The organism is Paludibacter sp. (genome assembly GCF_009712605.1).
GTDB lineage: Bacteria > Bacteroidota > Bacteroidia > Bacteroidales > Paludibacteraceae > Microbacter.
Window position 1 is genome coordinate 1 of the sequence record NZ_WASO01000010.1, and the last position, 16643, is coordinate 16643.

15 protein-coding genes are annotated in these 16643 nt (G+C 42.2%); all 15 read right to left on the bottom strand.

Annotation, left to right across the window (positions count from 1 at the left end):
- Window positions 1-233 precede the first annotated feature (233 nt).
- On the bottom strand, window positions 234-1103 hold the full coding sequence (locus tag F8N35_RS08670) for a hypothetical protein (RefSeq protein ID WP_293051432.1): 870 nt from the start codon (window positions 1101-1103) through the stop codon (window positions 234-236).
- A 158-nt stretch (window positions 1104-1261) separates the two neighbouring features.
- Window positions 1262-1717, bottom strand: coding sequence for a DUF5362 family protein (locus F8N35_RS08675; protein ID WP_293051435.1), 456 nt, complete (start codon window positions 1715-1717; stop codon window positions 1262-1264).
- Between the two features lie 256 nt (window positions 1718-1973).
- The gene (gene scpA, locus F8N35_RS08680; protein ID WP_293051438.1) at window positions 1974-4097 is read right to left on the bottom strand and encodes a methylmalonyl-CoA mutase; all 2124 of its coding nucleotides are present in this window, start codon (window positions 4095-4097) and stop codon (window positions 1974-1976) included.
- 64 nt (window positions 4098-4161) lie between these two features.
- Complete coding sequence (locus F8N35_RS08685) at window positions 4162-4569, bottom strand: GxxExxY protein (RefSeq protein WP_293051441.1); 408 nt, start codon at window positions 4567-4569, stop codon at window positions 4162-4164.
- A gap of 6 nt (window positions 4570-4575) precedes the next feature.
- Window positions 4576-6462, bottom strand: a complete 1887-nt coding sequence (mutA, locus tag F8N35_RS08690; protein WP_293051444.1) for a methylmalonyl-CoA mutase small subunit — start codon at window positions 6460-6462, stop codon at window positions 4576-4578.
- A 292-nt stretch (window positions 6463-6754) separates the two neighbouring features.
- Complete coding sequence (gene gap, locus F8N35_RS08695) at window positions 6755-7756, bottom strand: type I glyceraldehyde-3-phosphate dehydrogenase (RefSeq protein WP_293051447.1); 1002 nt, start codon at window positions 7754-7756, stop codon at window positions 6755-6757.
- A gap of 242 nt (window positions 7757-7998) precedes the next feature.
- Window positions 7999-9123, bottom strand: coding sequence for an aminotransferase class III-fold pyridoxal phosphate-dependent enzyme (locus tag F8N35_RS08700; RefSeq protein WP_293051449.1), 1125 nt, complete (start codon window positions 9121-9123; stop codon window positions 7999-8001).
- A gap of 111 nt (window positions 9124-9234) precedes the next feature.
- On the bottom strand, window positions 9235-9681 hold the full coding sequence (gene rpiB, locus F8N35_RS08705; protein ID WP_293051453.1) for a ribose 5-phosphate isomerase B: 447 nt from the start codon (window positions 9679-9681) through the stop codon (window positions 9235-9237).
- Window positions 9682-9766: 85 nt separating this feature from the next.
- A complete protein-coding gene (gene thiL, locus F8N35_RS08710; protein ID WP_293051456.1) occupies window positions 9767-10801 on the bottom strand; it encodes a thiamine-phosphate kinase in 1035 nt (344 codons plus the stop codon).
- 250 nt (window positions 10802-11051) lie between these two features.
- Entirely contained in the window at window positions 11052-11333 is a 282-nt protein-coding gene (locus F8N35_RS08715; protein WP_293051459.1) for a pyrimidine/purine nucleoside phosphorylase, read from the bottom strand.
- Window positions 11334-11485: 152 nt separating this feature from the next.
- Window positions 11486-12979 carry an altronate dehydratase family protein gene (locus F8N35_RS08720; RefSeq protein WP_293051462.1) on the bottom strand — a complete coding sequence of 498 codons (1494 nt, stop codon included), beginning with the start codon at window positions 12977-12979 and terminating at the stop codon, window positions 11486-11488.
- Between the two features lie 42 nt (window positions 12980-13021).
- On the bottom strand, window positions 13022-14461 hold the full coding sequence (locus F8N35_RS08725; protein WP_293051465.1) for a tagaturonate reductase: 1440 nt from the start codon (window positions 14459-14461) through the stop codon (window positions 13022-13024).
- Between the two features lie 77 nt (window positions 14462-14538).
- On the bottom strand, window positions 14539-15609 hold the full coding sequence (locus F8N35_RS08730) for a LacI family DNA-binding transcriptional regulator (RefSeq protein WP_293051468.1): 1071 nt from the start codon (window positions 15607-15609) through the stop codon (window positions 14539-14541).
- A gap of 188 nt (window positions 15610-15797) precedes the next feature.
- On the bottom strand, window positions 15798-15992 hold the full coding sequence (locus F8N35_RS08735; protein WP_293051471.1) for a hypothetical protein: 195 nt from the start codon (window positions 15990-15992) through the stop codon (window positions 15798-15800).
- A 56-nt stretch (window positions 15993-16048) separates the two neighbouring features.
- Window positions 16049-16537, bottom strand: a complete 489-nt coding sequence (locus F8N35_RS08740; RefSeq protein WP_293051474.1) for a GAF domain-containing protein — start codon at window positions 16535-16537, stop codon at window positions 16049-16051.
- Between the last annotated feature and the right edge of the window lie 106 nt (window positions 16538-16643).

Genomic DNA, 16643 nt, shown 5'->3' on the forward strand with positions numbered 1-16643 from the left:
CCGTCAAACATACTACCACATTATTCTGTTTTGAATAGTTATAAAACACTCTATTGTTTTATACTTACAGGATCACAGATCCCTATACTCCAGCGGCGACGGATCGCAGATCCGCCGATACGGCCACGTCGTCGACGCTGCGATTTAGCGATGCTGGAAGAAGAGCAAAAACTTCAAATACTCACTATCTGCCCTATGCACTATACAAAATGTTAGCAATAGTATTTTCTCAATTAATTATAAATCCAATTAAATTCGGCATTATTTTCTCCTAGTTCAAGTGCTACTGCAATGTTTGATATCTCAGCCTTATCTCCGTGTTTGACAATTTTAAACATAGCAACTTTTTCTAATTCCAGGTACTTGTCTACAGTTTCAATAGGTAACACAACATTTCTTCCTTGCCCCTCAGTTCTTACACTTGGATATAATACTCCTTTATGTCCTTTGTTTTCAATTGCCATATTCGTATAAACCGCTGAAATCTTATAATCATTATCTGAAGAAATATCCTTCTTTGCAAATTCATTAGAAAAGAACTCCAAAACAGCAGAGTACTCTTCAATTTTGTCTGGAAAATCTTTTTTCAAGTTGTCAAGGTGATACTCATATGCTTTTCTTATTTCCGGGATTCTTTCAATTGTTTTTTTGTCAAAGACGATTTCAACCACTTCAAAATCTTTCTTAATCTTCCATTTTCCAACAGTAAAAATGAATTCTCCATCTGAGATTAAGTCTCCGTCTCGAAATAAATCACTTATTTCAAATAGATTTACAATCCTTGGGTAATCAATGAATTCAGATTTCACAGCTCCATAAAACATTGATTGACCAGGGCAATTTGCACGTCCATATTCTTTTATGTTTTCATTGTCCGTTCGATAACTCAATTCAGACTCAGAATTGAAAATCTGCTCTTGTCCGTTAATCCGTCCTCTTTCAATATAATTCCCTTTCTTTAATATAGCAGTAACAAAAGGAATAATTTTTAGTTCCGTTGCTAACTTTTCAAAAATGGTGTCATAAGAAATATCTTGGAGACTTAATTCATTCAGTTCTGTTAATATTTTATTGATTTGTTCAATTGCAGGTAAATTATTCATTATTTTGGATTTATATTATTGCCAACATCTAATTTACGAAAACAACTTTCGTAAATCTCAATCAAAAAAGTAGCATTTATGAATGGCCTTCACTCTTTTACAGAGCTGAGGGCGTGACTTGCAGTCACACCCTCAAGTTTGTAAAAGATTATTGTTCCTTACGCGGCAGTATTCAACACAAGAATAGTCGGGATGGCAATAACCAGAATAACGGCATAGAGCGACAGAATTACAACCGTGAAGATCCCCATAAATTTGAACAGTTTCTTATGATTTCGAAAACCATCCGTAACGGAATATTCGTCTTCCTGCTCAATGCCTTTCTTAATTCCCGTAGCAAAGCGGTACAAATAGGTAGTCGGAAAGAGATAGACCGCTGCTATTGCAAGGTAAATAAAGCCTACCACAGCGCCAACGGATGCTGAAGGCAAATGCATATACGCACTAAATACTGAAAATCCGGCCATTAAAGAGAGGGCAAAAAGAGCCATCAGGCCTATTCCCACATAGCCGACAATGGCTAAAAATTTGCCCCATTTTGAGGATACGAGAAGATATTCCTTCACTTCATTACTTAAAGCACCTTGTTTTTCGAAACTGTTCATGTTTTCCATAGCGATTTTAGATTATTGATTAAAAAAATTAAAACGACTTACATTCATCTAATTTGCATCCTTATTCGCTTACTGCAATCTATTTCGTTGCTCTATTAAGAATGTTTTATATATTAATTCACAAATATAAACTAAATTATTAACATCACAATTTATCAACACAGTATATCAACAACAAAAAAACCGAACCTGTCATTTTCAGACAAGTCCGGTTTTGTAGTTATAAGTCCCCTTTGAGGGGGATGTAGGGGGCTTTTTACTCTTCCAACAGAATTTCGAGGATCTGTACGGCAGCTTTCGCTACTGAGGTACCAGGGCCAAAGATAGCAGCAACACCTGCTTTGTAGAGGTAGTCGTAGTCCTGAGCAGGAATTACCCCACCGGCAATGACGATGATATCTTCGCGACCCAGTTTTTTCAGTTCTTCGATTACCTGAGGAACAAGAGTTTTGTGTCCTGCAGCCAGTGACGAAACACCCAATACATGCACGTCGTTTTCAACGGCATCTTTGGCAGCTTCGGCAGGTGTCTGGAACAACGGACCCATATCCACGTCGAAACCACAGTCGGCATAACCGGTAGCAACTACTTTAGCGCCACGGTCGTGACCATCCTGACCCATTTTAGCGATCATGATACGCGGTTGACGGCCTTCTTTTTTGGCGAATCTTTCGGTCAATTCGCAAGCACGCACGAAATCTGCGTCCTTCTTTGTTTCTGATGAGTACACGCCTGAAATTGTTCTGATTACAGCTTTATAACGTCCTACAATTTTTTCGCAAGCATAGGAGATTTCACCCAGTGATGCACGAACGCGAGCGGCTTCTACAGCCAGTTCGAGCAGGTTACCTTCACCTGTTTCAACACATTTGGTGATAGCTTCGAGTGCTTTTTGCACATCGGCTTCGTTACGGTTAGCACGAAGTTCTTTCAAACGGGCTATCTGTTGAATACGTACTGCCGAGTTGTCCACTTCGAGGATATCGATAGGAGCTTCTTTTTCGAGACGGAAGCGGTTAACTCCCACGATAATCTGGTTGCCAGAGTCGATACGAGCCTGAGTACGTGCAGCAGCTTCTTCGATACGCATTTTAGGCACACCGGTTTCGATAGCAGCAGCCATACCACCCAGTTTTTCGATTTCCTGGATACGATCCCATGCTTTCTGAGCCAAATCGTTGGTCAAAGCTTCTACGTAGTAAGAACCTGCCCATGGGTCGATTTGTTTACAGATACTGGTTTCTTCCTGAATATAGATCTGAGTGTTACGTGCAATACGAGCAGAAAAATCTGTCGGCAGCGCAATAGCTTCGTCCAAAGCGTTGGTGTGTAATGACTGAGTGTGACCCAGTGCAGCTGCCATAGCTTCGATAGCGGTACGACCCACGTTGTTGAACGGATCCTGTTCTGTCAACGACCAACCGGATGTTTGCGAGTGTGTACGCAATGCCAGCGATTTCGGGTTTTTCGGGTTGAACTGTTTTACGATCTTCGCCCACAACATACGTGCAGCACGCATTTTGGCGATTTCCATAAAGTGGTTCATACCGATTGCCCAGAAGAATGACAAACGCGGAGCGAACGAGTCGATATCCATGCCTGCGTTAACACCGGCGCGGAGGTATTCGAGACCATCGGCCAGGGTATAAGCCAACTCAATATCAGCGGTAGCACCTGCTTCCTGCATATGGTAACCTGAGATAGAGATAGAGTTGAACTTCGGCATGTTTTTAGAAGTATATTCGAAGATGTCAGCGATAATCTTCATCGAGAATTTCGGTGGGTAGATATAGGTATTACGCACCATAAATTCTTTCAAAATATCGTTCTGGATTGTACCGGCCATTTCTTCCAGTTTAGCACCCTGTTCCAAACCTGCATTGATGTAGAATGCAAGAATAGGCAATACGGCACCGTTCATGGTCATTGACACGGACATTTTGTTCAAAGGAATTCCGTCGAACAAAACTTTCATATCTTCAACAGAGCAGATAGATACACCGGCTTTACCAACGTCACCAACCACACGTTCGTGATCAGGGTCGTAGCCACGGTGTGTAGCCAAGTCAAAAGCGACAGAAAGGCCTTTCTGACCCGAAGCAAGGTTACGACGGTAGAAAGCGTTCGATTCTTCAGCTGTAGAGAAACCTGCATACTGACGGATTGTCCAGGGACGCAGGGTGTACATTACGCTGTACGGACCACGAAGGAACGGAGCCACACCGGCAGCATAATGCAAGTGTTCCAAACCTTCCAAATCTTCTTTTGTATAAATCGGTTTTACCGGAATCTGTTCCGGTGTAAGCCAGTTGCTTTCCGACTTGGGAGCAGCAGCAACTGCCTCGTTTTGAAATTGTATATTTTTGAAATCTGGTTTCATAATCTCTTGTACGCAAAGACGCGAAGACGCAATTTTAACTTCTTGTTTTGCGATTATTTATTAGTTAAAAATGATAATTGTTCACTTTTCTTCTTATGCCGTTTTTCAACATGCTTTCATTAAAATTCAAAAGAAATCCCAATTTGAAATCTCCGAGTTTCATATAAGTCAGCATCTGAATTTCATGCACCGGAAGTAAAACTTCTACAGATTTTAACTCTATAACGATAGCATCCTCTACCAAAATATCAATATAAAACGTCTTGTTAAGTTTTTCACCTTTGTAAAAAACCGGAAGTTCAACTTGACTCTTAACTGATAGATTACTATTTTTTAATTCGGTTAATAAACAAACTTCATAAACACTTTCCAATAAGCCGGGACCTAAGTTTTTATGTACTTCAAAAGCACAATTCAAAATCTTTTGTCCTATCTGCTCATAGTCAGTTTGTTTTAATAACCTTTGCGTCATAGCGTCTTAGCGTACTAACTTCGAGTTGAATTCTTTCAATGTATCCAATACATTAGATTTCACATTCACGAAATATTCAATGCCTGCAGCTTTCAGATCGTCGGCACAAGCAGGAGCACCTGCTACCACGAAGAGTTTTTTGCCTGCGATAGCCTTGAATGCTGCAGGAGCGAGTTCTGCATATTCGTCGTCGCTTGAACAGAGAACGATGATATCGGCACCTGCTTTTTCAGCGGCAGCAACACCTTCTTCTACTGTTTCGAAGCCCAGGTTATCAATGATTTCGTAACCGGCGCAAGCAAAGAAGTTGCTTGAGAATTGAGCACGAGCCAAACGCATTGCCAGATTACCGATTGTCAACATGAATACTTTAGGACGTTTACCCGATTTTTCGGTAGCCAAACGAAGTGCTTCGAAATCGCTTGCACCACGGCTGAAGTTAAGAGCAGGAACTTCGTCGTGTTTTTTGCAATCGCATTCAGCAACGTTTTCAATCTTACCGGCAGCCACTTCGTTGAAGTTAGGATACTGGTTGGAACCCAGCAACACTTCGCGACGGCTTGAAACTGCTTTGCGACGAGCTTCGTTGGTTGCATTGATAACTGACTGAATGTTTCCAGCTTCTACTTCTGCAATGAAACCACCTTTTTCTTCCACTTCGAGGAAGAGTTTCCAAGCCTGGTTGGCGATAGATTCGGTAAGGTTTTCGAGATAGTATGAACCTGCAGCAGGGTCAACAATTTTATCGAAGTGACTTTCTTCTTTCAGCAACAATTGTTGGTTACGGGCGATACGTTCCGAGAAGTCGTCCGATTCTTTGTAAGCTGCATCGAAAGGCAATACGGTGAGAGAATCAACACCGGCCAAAACAGCCGACATAGCTTCTGTTTGTGTGCGGAGCAAGTTTACGTGAGCATCGAAAATGGTCATGTTCCATTCTGATGTCTGAGCGTGGATGCGCATTTTGCCGCCACAACGTTCCAAACCATCAGGTTGGTTGTTAGAGCAGGTACGCGGACATTTTTCACCGTAAGCAAATACGATGTTTGACCACAAGAAACGAGCTGCACGGAATTTGGCGATTTCCATGAAGTAGTTGGAAGATACGCCGAAGTTGAATTTGATTTTCTTAGAAATAACTTCAACGGTCAAACCGGCTTCAACCAGCTTGGCGATGATGTCGTTACCCCATGCCAATGCATAACCGAGTTCCTGATAGATATAAGAACCTGCATTGTTGAGATAGAAAGGATTTACACCAATAACGCGGAATTTAGGCAATGCCAGTGATGCGTTGATGATGTCAACATATTGTTGAACAAGATTTTCAATTGCTTTGCCACGAGCCAATGAACGGCCAATCAGGTCAAAGTTTACAGAACCGAATACCTTTTTAGGATCGGCACCTGCTTTTTGAGCGTATGCAACAAAAATTTCAGTCAGTTTAACCGAAACAGTAGCGCATGTTTTGAAGTTAACTTCTACTTTTTCGATATCAATTCCGTTCAGCAAAGCTGCGATGTTTTCAGCAGATACAGCTTCACGATCGATAACGAAACCGAGAGAAGTAACACCTTTTGTCAGTAAGTCAACTGCTTTTGCATTTGCAGCAGCCAGACAATCGTTGCAAACGTCAATATCCTGACGGATCAACCAGCTGTTATCAGCCTTTGTACCACGTACATAAGGAAAATGACCAGGAACAGAACCTGTTGTTTTCAGGCCAACAAGATCTTCTTCACGATGAAAAGGTTTGACGTTGAACCCTTCGTTGGTGCGCCAAACGAGCTTTTTCTCAAAGTCGGCCCCTTTGAGGTCGGCAATTGCTTTGTCCATCCACTCCTGAGTTGAAACTGCAGGAAACTCGGTGAACAATTTTTGTTTGTTGCTCATACTTATTTGTTTAGTTATTGATAGATTGAATGTTACGCTCTATTTTGGAATCAGTATTAACCACTGACAAAGCGATGCAAAGGTACTATATTCTATTGGTTTTATGAATATTATTGCATAAAAAATTGCCCTGTTTTCAAGAGTTTTCTGCACGGATGGCACTACTGAAAAAGGACATCATAAAGAGGTAGGTGTGTTTCGGTTTATTTCAAAACCTGTCAAAAAATTTTTTCTCTAAAAAAGAGGAAGCCGCCTCTTTCGAAGCGGCTTCACTATTTATATCGGGTTCCGATTATTTTACAGAATCCATGTGAGCGATCAAATCAAGAACTTTGTTTGAATAGCCCCATTCGTTGTCATACCAGCTAACCAGCTTAACGAAGTTACCGTTCAAAGCGATACCTGCACCTGCATCAAATACAGAAGTACGAGTTTCGTGAACGAAGTCAGTAGAAACTACTGAATCTTCAGTATAACCAAGAACGCCTTTCAATTCGTTTTCAGAAGCAGCTTTAACAGCAGCTTTGATTTCATCATAAGAAGCAGCTTTTTCCAAGCGAACAGTCAAGTCAACAACAGAAACGTCAGCTGTCGGTACGCGGAAAGCCATACCTGTCAATTTGCCGTTCAATTCTGGGATAACTTTACCTACAGCTTTAGCAGCACCTGTAGAAGAAGGGATGATGTTGCCGAGGATAGAACGGCCACCACGCCAGTCTTTCTTAGAAGGAGCATCAACGGTTTTTTGAGTGTTTGTAGCAGCGTGAACTGTTGTCATCAAACCTTCAACAATACCGAATTTATCGTTAATAACTTTAGCCAAAGGAGCCAAGCAGTTTGTTGTACATGAAGCGTTAGATACAACGTTCATGTCTTTGGTGTATTTGTCTAAGTTTACACCGCAAACAAACATTGGAGCATCAGCAGAAGGAGCAGAAATAACTACTTTTTTAGCACCACCAACCAAGTGAGCAGAAGCTTTTTCAGTTGTAGTGAAAACACCTGTTGATTCAACAACATATTCAGCACCTGCAGAACCCCAAGGAATTTCACTTGCGTTCATGTTTGCGAAAAATGCTACTTCTTTGCCGTTAACAAACAATTTACCATCTTTGTTTTCAGCTGTTCCTTGAAATTTACCGTGAACTGTATCGTAGTTCAACATGTAAATTAAATAATCAAGATCCAAAAAAGGGTCATTTACTGCAACGATTTGAACATCGTTTCTTTCTTGTGCGGCACGGAAAACCAAACGTCCGATGCGGCCAAAGCCGTTAATACCTACTTTAATCATGTTATAAATGTTTTAATAGTTCATTAAAAGTCGCACAAAGGTAGTTATTTTTTTCGTGCGAACAATGCTTTTATTTCTTAAATTAAAGAATTATTTCTCTAATTTTTAATTACCTAATTATCAGCATTATAAAATCAAACTCCTATCCAAAAAAGATTCTAATTCACACTAACTTAGCACGTGTTTTCCGAACACCAAAAGAGGATGAAATTTTCGTTACTAAATCTTTTCGCGCAAACGGATTATTTCAACACTTTTTTAAAGCGTTCGAGGAATATTTCGGCCTCATTTTTAGTCAAACAAAGTGGCGGCAACAGACGGATTACATTGGTTCCGCTGGCTCCGGTAAAAACTTTTTCTTCGAATAAAAGCTTGCGACGGATAGCCGCTGCCGATTCTTCAAACTCGATACCGATCATCAGGCCTCGGCCACGCACCTCTTTAATACCGGAAAGCTTCTTCAATTCTGCCATCAGGAATTCACCAATCTCAGCAGCATTTTCAACCAGTTTTTCGTCTTCCATCACCTCGAGCACGGCCAACGCAGCGGCGCAAGCCAGATGATTACCTCCGAACGTTGTTCCCAACTGTCCGTGAACAGCCTTGAACTTAGGAGCGATCAACACTGCACCAATTGGAAAGCCGTTTCCGATACCTTTGGCCACCGTAATCATATCGGGACGGATACCGACATACTGGTGGGCAAAGAATTTTCCACTACGTCCGTAACCAGACTGAATCTCATCCAGAATCAAAACAGTATCGGTTTCGTCACACACCTGACGCAACTGTTTCAGGAAGCTATCGTTGGGAATACGAATACCGCCAACACCCTGAATACCTTCGATAATCACCGAGCTCACATCACCTTTGGCCAATTCGGCTTTTACAGCTTCAATATCGTCCAACGGAAGAAATGCCACTTCCATTCCACTATTAACGGGAGCTACAATCTTCGGATTATCGGTCACGCGAACGGCAGCGGAGGTACGTCCGTGAAAACTTTTGCCGAACGAAACGATGCGCTTCTTTCCGTTGTAGAAAGAGGCCAGTTTCAATGCATTTTCGTTGGCTTCAGCACCGGTATTGATCATAAACAGGTCATAATCCTCATAGCCGGATGCTTTACCCAGTTTATCAGCCAACTGAACCTGCAAGCTATTCTGCACCGAGTTGGAATAAAAACCCAGTTTATTCAACTGTTCGGTTACCCGTTTTACGTAATGCGGATGGGTATGACCGATTGAAATCACGGCATGACCGCCGTAAAGGTCGAGGTATTTGTTACCCTGTGCGTCGTAGGTGTAGCAACCTTCACCTTTTACAATTTCTATATCGAAAAGAGGATATACGTCGAATGGTTTCATTGTTTGAAATTTACAAATTACACAATGTAGAGACGCATTGCATGCGTCTGGTTTAGATCGCGTGTACAATTTCACATCAGAGACGCATGCAATGCGTCTCTACGTATTCGATCAACACGGAATTTTGTCGATGCGGGTCTGGTGGCGACCACCTTCAAAATCGGTGGTCAGGAAGATTCGCACCATTTCGATAGCCTCTTCGTCGGTAATGAAACGTCCCGGGAGAGACAAAATATTGGCATTGTTGTGTTGGCGGGCAAGAGCGGCCAGTTCTGGTTTCCAACACAAAGCGGCACGGATTCCCCGATGTTTATTAACTGTGATATTGATTCCGTTACCACTTCCGCAGATAGCGATTCCCAGATCGAATTCTCCGTTTTCCACTGCCTGAGCAAGCGGATGAGCATAATCAGCATAGTCTGCACTAGCCGTTGAGTCGGTACCAAAATCGTGCAATTCGGCTACCTGATCAACTAACCATTCGGCAACAGCGCCTTTGCGTTCGAAGCCGGCATGATCGGACGCAATTCCAATTTTCAGTTCGTTTAAAGGTTTCATATTTCAATTCAAAATTTCAAGTTCCAAGTTTCAAATTCAATGTTCATAAATTTACACATCTTCAAATTAGCACATTGGCACATTATCAAATCGCATCATTGATATTCCAGCCCTGGGCTTTGATGGGGAATTCCTGACCGTCGCGGGTTATCAAAGCGCAACCCAAGTCTTCCTTGGCAATATATCCGATCACTTTTACCCCTTCGATGGTAACCACGTCATCGTGCTGAGATGCCGGAACGGTAAACAAGAGTTCATAATCTTCACCTCCGTTCATGGCCGCCGTGGTCAGGTTCATATTGAGTTCTTCGGCCATCACTGCTGTCTGATAATCGATCGGCAGGCGGTCTTCATAAATGCGGCATCCTTTTTTGCTTTGGGTACAAATGTGAAGAACATCCGACGACAGCCCGTCCGAAATATCGATCATCGACGTTGGTACAATATTTTTAGTGGCAAGAGCTTCTATAATTTCTTTGCGTGCTTCCGGCTTCAATTGCCGTTCGAGCAGATAATCTTTTCCCTTAAAATCGGGTTGAAAGTCTGCCTGTCCGCTAAAGGCTATTTTTTCGCGTTCGAGGAGTTGCAAGCCCATGTAGGCCGCTCCCAGATCGCCGGTTACACATATAATGTCATTCTCATTAGCCGTATTTCTGTAAACAACTTTATCGGCAGCTACCTCACCCACACAAGTAACGGAAATGGACAGACCAGTTACCGATGCCGAGGTATCACCACCGACCAAATCAACACCGTAGCGCTCGCAAGCCAGTTTGATACCTGCATAAAAATCATCGATATCTTCTACCGAAAAACGTTTGGAAATTCCCATCGAAACCGTAAGTTGCTTTGGAGATCCGTTCATTGCATAAATATCGGAAAAATTAACCACAGCAGCTTTGTATCCCAGGTGCTTTAAGGGCACGTAAACCAGGTCGAAATGAATTCCCTCGAGCAACAAATCGGTAGTCACCAACACCTTTTTATCAATATACGACAACACTGCGGCATCGTCCCCCACCCCTTTTTCGGTCGAAGGATTGGTGTTTTGAAACTGTTTGGTGAGATGATCGATCAATCCGAACTCTCCAAGTGTAGCTATTTCTGTACGTTGAGGCATATTTTCAGAACAAAAAGTAAAGGACAATGAATAACGAAAAATGGCTGATAAGGATCATACAAACATGAACTAAGTACATTTTACCGTTTTCAAAAGAGAGCACAAAGGTACGACAATCCAAGCTGATTAACAACAAAAAAGCGCTTTTCGACGGAATCTCCACACCTGCATATTCACCTAAAATACAATAAGAAAAATGGGTAAAGCGCGGTTGCCTTACCCATTTTCAAATATTTATGCAAATTGACGGTTATTTATACAGACACAAATAGGGAGTGTCTTCCGCTGCCTTCACTTTGAACTTCACATCTTTCGGAACCACGAAAGTTTCGAACTTTTTGTAGGTTTTCCACTCTGTTTCGCCGGGTATTTGAACGGTCAACTGTCCCGAAATAATGGTCATTAACTCGATAGTTGCCGTGCCGAATTCATATTCGCCAGCCGCCATCACACCAACAGTAGCCTTACCTTCGGCCGAATCCAAAGCAATGGAAACTACCGCTCCATCGAAATACTGATTTGTTTTGAACATAAAATATAGATTTATTTTGATTAAGAATTGACCAAACAGAAATGTTTCACAAAGATAGGCTTAATTACAGGAGCTACAGGCTGATTTGTTCAAAAAAAGCGCGACTAAGGATAAATCCCGTCGCGCTTTCCCATCATTTATCAAACGAACACTTACAAAGTAACTCCCGTTTTGAATATAGAGATCTCGCGGAAGTTCTTCTTTTCCGTATTTACCTTCTCGCCGTTGGCCACTTTCAGAATGTATTCAATGAAACGTTCTTTAAGTTCGTCCATCGACACTCCTTCAAGCAATACCCCTGCATTGAAATCGATCCAGAGAGGTTTGTTTGCTGCCAAAGTTGAGTTGGTAGAAATTTTCATCGTAGGCACAAAACTGCCAAACGGTGTACCACGACCGGTGGTAAACAACACCATGTGACATCCGGCAGCACCCAAAGCCGTACTGGCCACCAGATCGTTGCCCGGCGCGCTGAGTAGGTTCAAGCCGTTAGTCTTGATACGATCGCCGTATTTCAGCACGTCGTGCACTACGGCAGCACCACATTTTTGGGTACATCCCAGCGATTTTTCTTCCAAAGTAGAGATACCGCCGGCTTTATTTCCCGGAGACGGATTTTCATACACCGGTTGGTTATTCTTGATGAAATATTCTTTGAAATCGTTTACCAGATGTACCGTCTTATCAAACAGGTCAGGTGTACCACAACGGTTCATAAGTATGGTTTCGGCGCCGAACATTTCGGGCACTTCGGTCAGCACGCTGGTACCGCCCTGAGCCACCAAAAAGTCGGAGAATACACCCAGCAACGGATTGGCTGTGATGCCGGAGAAACCATCGGAGCCACCACACTTTAAGCCCACACGCAGGCTCGAAAGAGGCACATCCTCACGCACATCTTCGCTCACTTTATCGTAGAGCTGACGCAAGAGTTTCATACCCTCTTCCAGTTCGTCGCCGGCAATTTTCTGGGTTTCCATAAACAACACACGCTCTGTGTCGTAGTCACCCAAGAATTCACGGAAAGCAGCAGGCTGGTTGTTTTCACAACCCAAACCAACTACCAGCACGCCACCTGCATTGGGGTGGAGCACCATGTCGCGCAGAATTTTGCGGGTATTTTCGTGGTCGTCGCCCAACTGAGAGCAACCGTAGTTGTGAGGGAATGCCACAATAGCATCCACGCCATTGCCGCCGGTTTCGCTACGCAGATCTTCGGCCAACTGGTTGATAATACCATTAACGCAACCCACGGTCGGGATAATCCAAATTTCGTTACGGATACCCACTTCGCCGTTTTTACGTTTATAGCCCTTGAATGTCAGGTTACGGTTCGGGATATCGAGCTGCACCAGTTTCGGTTGGTACTCATAGTCGAGCACACCCTCGAGGTTAGTCTTGATTTTCTTCTCGTTCACCCATTCGCCCGCTTCGATGGCCACAATGGCATGACCGATAGAGTAACCGTACTTCACGACGTGGTCGTTCACGGCAAAAGAGGTCAACGCCACTTTATGTCCGGCAGGAACCGTTTGCTTCACCGTAATGGTTTGACCATCCACCTGAATGGTTTCACCTTCGGGAAGCTCGGCAATTGCCACCGCTACGTTATCGGCAGGATTTATTTTTAAATATTGAGTAGTCATGAATCACATTGTTTAATCGTGTAATCGTTGAACGTTGATTTCTCAACGAACAATTGTCTTCACGGTAGCCAGCATTCCTTTTTCTTCGATAGAAGCAAGGAACTGTGCTACTTTAGAGGTCAGACCGGGAACTTTATTGAGGTCTTCGCCCCAGATAAATTCGGCACCCATAACACCTTCAGCTACTTTTTGGATAGAACCGGTAGCCCAGAGATTTTTCAACAGATCAACGATAGCTGCGTCATCGTTCGGAACGATTTCAACGTCGCCACGTTTGCCACCTTTATAATAAGCAATGATACCAGCCAAACCAAGAACAATACCTTCAGGCAAAACACCTTTGCGTTCCATATAAATTTTCAAACCGGGCAGATCGCGGGTTTTGAATTTCGGGAATGAGTTCAGCATGATGCTGGTAACGAAGTGTTTTACAAATGGATTGCGGAAACGATCCAGAACGGCGTTAGCAAATGCTTCGAGTTCTGCCTGAGGCAAATCAAGAGTCGAAAGCAGCTCTTCAAACATCACCTTGCGAACGAATTTACCGGTCACTTCATCTTCCACTATTTCGCGAACAGTATCCAAACCAGACAAATAACCTACAGGGGAGAGCACTGTATGCGGACCGTTCAACAATGTAACTTTACGTTCGTGGTACGGTTTTTCGCTTGGAACGAACAATACGTTCAAACCGGCTTTATCAGCAGGGAATTCGGCAGCAAGCGATGCAGGCGCTTCGATTACCCATAAATGGAAAATTTCACCTTTCACAACCAACTTATCTTCTACCTGAACTTTTTCCAGAATCTGATCGATGGTGTCTTTTGGATAACCAGGAACGATACGGTCGACCAAAGTAGGATAAACGCCGCAAGCGGTTTCGAACCAGTTTTTGAAGTCGGCACCCAACTGCCACAGTTCGATATATTGTTCGATACATTTCTTCAATTCAACGCCGTTGTGGAAAATCAATTCACAAGGCATGATATGAAAACCTTTGTCAGCAGCGCCGTTGAAAGTTTTAAAGCGGTGATACAACAACTGTGTCAATTTACCTGGGTATGATTTTGCAGGTTTGTCTTCCAGTTTGCAGGAAGAATCGAAAGCGATACCAGCTTCAGTAGTATTTGAAATAACAAAACGCATTTCGGGGTTTTCCGCCAGTTTCAAATATTCGTCAAACTGAGTGTAAGGATTCAAACCACGAGAAATCACATCGATCAGTTGGATGGAATCAACTTCTTTCCCTTCATCCAAACCCTGAAGATTGACATGATACAAACCATCCTGAGCATTGAGCATATCAACCATTCCTTTATCGATTGGCTGTACAACCACCACGCTGCTATTAAATCCGGCTTTCTGATTCATGTTGAATACAATCCAATCTACGAAAGCACGCAAGAAATTTCCTTCACCAAATTGAATAATGCGTTCAGGATATGTATTTGCCTGAACATTTTGTCTGTTTAGAGTTTTCATTTTCTATTTCTTTGAAAGTTTATTGTCAAGCCGACAATAGTATATTAAGTAACTTTTATTCTTTTATCAGGAAAGCTTCAATAGGGTTTGTATTCCGTATAATAATCAGCATTTTCTTTTACCAGCAAATCGACCGGCATATAATTCACTTTTTTTACGTCTTTCTTCAGAACGATATTATTGAACAAAGCCTTTATGCCGTTATACGTCTGCATTTCGGGACGTTGTGCGATGATGATTGCAATTTTGCCCTGCTTTAGGTAAGATATATTTTTACTCAACGCATCATAACCAAGCAAAGTTACATTCTCAATCTTTTCCCGCTCCAGAAAAGCCGCAATGTTGTAGGCCGTAGAATTAAAAATAACAGCAGCTCCAACGTTATTACGTTCATCAAAAGCCTTGCGCATCAACAGTTCGTTCATTTCCGGGTTACCCGCCTGTAATTCGACATTAACCACCGAACAATCGGGACGGTACTCACTTAAATATGAGAGAAAACCTTCCTGACGTTGTAACGTTTGGTTAGCTCCGATAAATCCCTTACGCAAAGTTCTGAATAGTACAATATTTTTACCCTTAGGCAATGAGGCTGTTACGAATTTTGCTCCGATAAACCCACTTTGAAACGAAGGTTGTCCAAAGTAAGCCAGATAATCGGCTCCTTCGATCTGAGAGTCGACGAAGACAACCGGAATGCCTCTTTTTTTCATTGTCGCACACAACGCCAGACTTTTATCGCGCAAAATCGGCGACAGCAATAAACCCTGAAAATCTTCATTTTCAAGAGCATCAATTTCATTGTAAAAAGATTGAGCCTCAAACTGATTGAAATATCTTTTTTCAACCACCACGTTGAATTTATCCACCTCGGCACTTGCCCTGTCAATACCTTTATCGACAGCCTCCCAATAATCTCCTTCCTGAAAAAAAGGAATCAGGGATATAATTTTATACGTTTTGCGTGCTGATAAAGAACTTGCAATGAGGTTCGGTTCATAATTCAGTTCTTTAAGAGTTGCTTTGATTTTTTCCTTACTTTTTTCCGAAACTTCACCTCTATTATGAAGTACCCGGTCAACGGTTCCGGCAGACACGCCTGCCTTCTTCGCTATATCTTTGATGGTTATCTTTTTGTCAACACTCATGGCTCAGGTTAATTTTGAATTTGCGAATGTATACTATTTTCTTTTATTCTGCAATACCGTGTACGAACACGAAGACACAAAAAGAGAAAGGTACAAATATATAAAAAACTATATATCAACACATAAACAAGACCAATGAACATTAGGACAGACACTTAAACATCCATGTTTTTAGTTTATTTAACACATCAATCCTCTCCACCAAGGTTTTTCTTGTATAATTTACGGTCGTACAGTTTTTTGCTTTTATGTATCTTATGTATTGACTTCCAGCCAGCCTGCCCCGTAAGCTCAATCTCCCTATCCGCTTTCTTCACTGCTTTAACATAGTCCTTTGCCGTAATCCGAAGCTTATTTTTGTTATTTTTTTGCAAGTTTTTCATATGCAACACATTCTGTTTTCAATTGACCTACTATCTAACGATAATCAACAGTCACATCACAATGCTTCATTCATCTGTATAAGAGCTACTATTTTTTCAAGAAATTCACTATCAACAGCATTAAATGTATCAAGCTGATCGCTATCCACATCGAGCACTGCCCATACCTTTTGTTCATGCAGCAGAGGAACTACAATCTCCGATTTAGACAAAGAGCTACATGCTATATGCCCCGGGAATGCTTCAACATCAGGAACAATAAGTGTACGAGCTTCTTTCCAGGCTGTACCACAAACGCCTCTTCCAAATGCTATTCGGGTGCAGGCAATCGGTCCCTGAAATGGCCCCAGTACCAGTCGATTTTCGCGGACAATGTAAAATCCCACCCAAAAAAAGCCAAAGACCTCTTTAATAGCAGCAGCAGCATTAGCCATGTTAGCAATCACATCCGTTTCTCCGCCCAACAAGGATTTCAATTGCACGAGCAACGATTCATACTGACTCAATTTAGAAACACCCTCTAGTTTTACAATATTCTCAGACATATAACAATTCTCCTCACTTAAAACATTTTGCAAGTTCCACACACCTGAATACAAGCAGGAAAATTGCATTTTATCAATAAATTTATTAAACCAATTTACAATTATA

What these genes read in the sequence shown, in the direction of transcription:
- F8N35_RS08670 (WP_293051432.1), bottom strand. Translation starts at nt 1,103, where the DNA reads ATGAATAATTTACCTGCAATTGAACAAATCAATAAAATATTAACAGAA.
- F8N35_RS08675 (WP_293051435.1), bottom strand. Translation starts at nt 1,717, where the DNA reads ATGGAAAACATGAACAGTTTCGAAAAACAAGGTGCTTTAAGTAATGAA.
- scpA (WP_293051438.1), bottom strand. Translation starts at nt 4,097, where the DNA reads ATGAAACCAGATTTCAAAAATATACAATTTCAAAACGAGGCAGTTGCT.
- F8N35_RS08685 (WP_293051441.1), bottom strand. Translation starts at nt 4,569, where the DNA reads ATGACGCAAAGGTTATTAAAACAAACTGACTATGAGCAGATAGGACAA.
- mutA (WP_293051444.1), bottom strand. Translation starts at nt 6,462, where the DNA reads ATGAGCAACAAACAAAAATTGTTCACCGAGTTTCCTGCAGTTTCAACT.
- gap (WP_293051447.1), bottom strand. Translation starts at nt 7,756, where the DNA reads ATGATTAAAGTAGGTATTAACGGCTTTGGCCGCATCGGACGTTTGGTT.
- F8N35_RS08700 (WP_293051449.1), bottom strand. Translation starts at nt 9,123, where the DNA reads ATGAAACCATTCGACGTATATCCTCTTTTCGATATAGAAATTGTAAAA.
- rpiB (WP_293051453.1), bottom strand. Translation starts at nt 9,681, where the DNA reads ATGAAACCTTTAAACGAACTGAAAATTGGAATTGCGTCCGATCATGCC.
- thiL (WP_293051456.1), bottom strand. Translation starts at nt 10,801, where the DNA reads ATGCCTCAACGTACAGAAATAGCTACACTTGGAGAGTTCGGATTGATC.
- F8N35_RS08715 (WP_293051459.1), bottom strand. Translation starts at nt 11,333, where the DNA reads ATGTTCAAAACAAATCAGTATTTCGATGGAGCGGTAGTTTCCATTGCT.
- F8N35_RS08720 (WP_293051462.1), bottom strand. Translation starts at nt 12,979, where the DNA reads ATGACTACTCAATATTTAAAAATAAATCCTGCCGATAACGTAGCGGTG.
- F8N35_RS08725 (WP_293051465.1), bottom strand. Translation starts at nt 14,461, where the DNA reads ATGAAAACTCTAAACAGACAAAATGTTCAGGCAAATACATATCCTGAA.
- F8N35_RS08730 (WP_293051468.1), bottom strand. Translation starts at nt 15,609, where the DNA reads ATGAGTGTTGACAAAAAGATAACCATCAAAGATATAGCGAAGAAGGCA.
- F8N35_RS08735 (WP_293051471.1), bottom strand. Translation starts at nt 15,992, where the DNA reads ATGAAAAACTTGCAAAAAAATAACAAAAATAAGCTTCGGATTACGGCA.
- F8N35_RS08740 (WP_293051474.1), bottom strand. Translation starts at nt 16,537, where the DNA reads ATGTCTGAGAATATTGTAAAACTAGAGGGTGTTTCTAAATTGAGTCAG.